Here is a 2745-nt window from a genome sequence, read left to right as displayed (position 1 = left end):
AATCCTGGTGCCCGTGCCCAACTGGTCCGGTTGTGCAGTGAAAGCCCGTGGATAGCCAGCCAGCTTGCCGAAACACCGTTGCTGCTGGATGAGTTGCTCAATGCCGAGAGTCTCTACAGTCCTCCGGCGAAAGAAGAACTGCGGGATGACCTGCGTCAGCAGATGTTGCGGATTCCGTTCGAGGATCTGGAAGAGCAGATGGAAACCCTGCGGCACTTCAAAAAAGCGCACATTCTGCGGGTGGCGGCGTCGGAGATACGAGGCACACTGCCATTGATGAAAGTCAGCGATTACCTGACATGGATTGCCGAGGTGGTTCTTGATCATGTGGTGACCGTGGCCTTTGCCAATCTGGTCAGCCGTCACGGTTATCCCGGGCGCGCGGACGAAGCGTCCGATGCTTCCGATTTTGCGGTTGTCGGCTATGGCAAGCTGGGCGGGATCGAGCTCGGGTATACCTCGGATCTGGATCTTGTTTTTATTCATGGTGGTGATCCTGAGCAGTCCACCAAGGGCAAGAAGCCGGTGGACAACGCCGTTTTCTTTACCCGGCTGGGCCAGCGCATTGTTCATATTCTGAATACCCAGACGCCGTCGGGTCAGCTGTATGAGGTGGATATGCGCCTGCGACCGTCCGGCAATTCCGGGCTGCTGGTCAGCACCCTGACAGCCTTCGAGAAATACCAGCGTAACGACGCCTGGACCTGGGAGCACCAGGCGCTGGCACGAGCCCGGGGGGTTGCCGGTTGCAGCGAGACGCTGCAGGGGTTCGAGAAGATTCGCGAAGCCATACTCTGCCAGCCCCGGGACCGTGAGGCGTTACGACAGGACGTCATCGCCATGCGGGAGAAAATGCGCTCGGCACTGGGCAGCCCGGCGAAGGGCGGACATGCGCCGGAGGTGTTCCATGTCAAGCACGACAATGGCGGTATTATCGATATCGAGTTCATGGTCCAGTACCTGATGCTGGCTTATTCCGCGGACTATCCGGGGCTGATTCAGTACTCGGACAACATCCGCCAGATGGAAGAACTCGGGCGGGTGGGCGTGATTCCGGTCGAGGCTGCGCAGGCATTGAGAAAAGCCTACATTACACTGCGCTCAACCATTCACCGCCGGGCGCTGCAGAATCTTAACAGCCAGGTGCCGGAAGACTCGTTCCGGGAAGAGCGCGCCTACATCCAGCAGATGTGGAACCGTGTCATGCTGGACGATCCCGGCGCTTCGTAGCTCTTCGTAACGCCGATTTTTCCTGCTAGACTGCCGATCTTATTATATGCGTGCTTAGGAGCAAGAACATGTCAATGGCTGATCGCGATGGCCTGATCTGGATGGACGGCGAGATGATCCCCTGGCGGGACGCCAAAACCCACGTGCTGACTCACACCCTGCATTACGGGTTAGGCTGCTTTGAAGGCGTCCGCGCCTATAGCACCCCCGAAGGTGCTGCAATTTTCCGGCTGCAGGACCACACCAACCGGCTGTTCCGCTCCGCACATATTCTGAACATGAAAATGCCGGTCACCAAAGAGCAGTTGAACGCTGCCCAGTGTGCGGCGGTGATGGAAAACGGGCTGGATGAAGCCTATATCCGGCCGATGGTGTTTTATGGCTCCGAGGGCATGGGCCTGCGGGCTGATAACCTGCAGGTGCATGTCATGGTGGCGGCCTGGAGCTGGCCGTCCTATATGTCGCCGGAGGCCAGGGAGATGGGTATCAAGGTCCGTACCTCGTCCTATACCCGCCACCATGTCAATATCACCATGTGTAAGGCCAAGGCCAACGGCAACTATATCAACTCCATGCTGGCCCTTAACGAAGCGATCGCCAGTGGTTGCGAGGAGGCGTTGTTGCTGGATAACGAGGGCTACGTGGCGGAAGGTTCGGGCGAGAATATTTTCCTTCTGCGTGATGGGGTCCTGCACACACCGGAGCTGACATCCTGCCTTGAGGGTATCACCCGTCAGACCATTCTCGATTTTGCGCGGGAACTGGATATACCGGTGCGGGAGCGCCGTATTACCCGCGACGAGGTTTATATAGCCGACGAAGCCTTCTTCACCGGCACGGCGGCGGAAGTTCTGCCGATCCGTGAGCTCGATGGCCGGGTGATTGGTGCTGGCCAGCGCGGCCCACTGACAGAGAAGCTGCAGGGCATGTATTTCGATGCTGTGAAAGGCAAGTCAGCGGAGCACAGCCGCTGGTTGACGCAGGTTCGATAGGATCCTGTGGGGGCAGGATACGAAACACAGGTAGAGACGACCGGAGGCTATCTGGTCGCCGATTGTTTCCGGGACAGATTCCGCAGAGAGTGGTTTGACCCCGAGTTCTGGGGCGATGCTGCGGAGCCTGTTGCCACCGGTGGACGGGGGTCCGCATGGTTTGTCTCTTCCGGGTCAGACCAGATGGTGCTCAGGCACTTTTGCCGGGGCGGACTGCCCGGGCGCTTTATCCGCCGGGACTATTTTTATACCGGAGCGGATGGCGTCCGGTCTTTCGCTGAATTCCGCCTGCTCCATAAACTTTTTCAGGACGGGTTTCCGGTCCCCGAACCCATAGCCGCAGATTTTCGCCGCCGGGGACTGCTGTTTTACCGGGCTTCGCTGATTGTCCGGCGGATTCCCGGAGCCAGTCCGCTATCCGGATTCACCAGTGCCGACTGCGTCCGGACCTGGTGGGATGCAGGTGTCTGCGTTCGCCATTTTCACGAGGCCGGAGTGTTTCATGCCGACCTGAACTGCACGA

General features: G+C 58.8%; 3 protein-coding genes. All 3 read left to right on the top strand.

The window, feature by feature from the left end; all coding sequences use genetic code 11:
* Positions 1–1230: bifunctional [glutamate--ammonia ligase]-adenylyl-L-tyrosine phosphorylase/[glutamate--ammonia-ligase] adenylyltransferase (glnE, locus tag VJ956_RS01015; RefSeq protein WP_324080675.1), on the top strand; the 1230-nt coding region annotated here is incomplete at its 5' end.
* Positions 1231–1298: 68 nt separating this feature from the next.
* Positions 1299–2222 (top strand): branched-chain amino acid transaminase, encoded by a 924-nt coding sequence (locus VJ956_RS01010; protein WP_324080673.1) that lies wholly within the window; start codon positions 1299–1301, stop codon positions 2220–2222.
* Between the two features lie 6 nt (positions 2223–2228).
* Positions 2229–2745, top strand: a 517-nt coding sequence (locus VJ956_RS01005) for a 3-deoxy-D-manno-octulosonic acid kinase (protein ID WP_324080672.1), incomplete at its 3' end; no start/stop codon positions are given.

The sequence above is a fragment of the Marinobacter sp. genome (assembly GCF_035268745.1).
Taxonomy (GTDB): domain Bacteria; phylum Pseudomonadota; class Gammaproteobacteria; order Pseudomonadales; family Oleiphilaceae; genus Marinobacter.
Note: the sequence above shows the minus strand (reverse complement) of the source record. Positions and strands in the feature narration are given on the sequence as shown.

Excerpts from the sequence above, each read along its gene's own strand:
- VJ956_RS01010 (WP_324080673.1), top strand. The coding sequence starts at position 1,299 with ATGTCAATGGCTGATCGCGATGGCCTGATCTGGATGGACGGCGAGATG.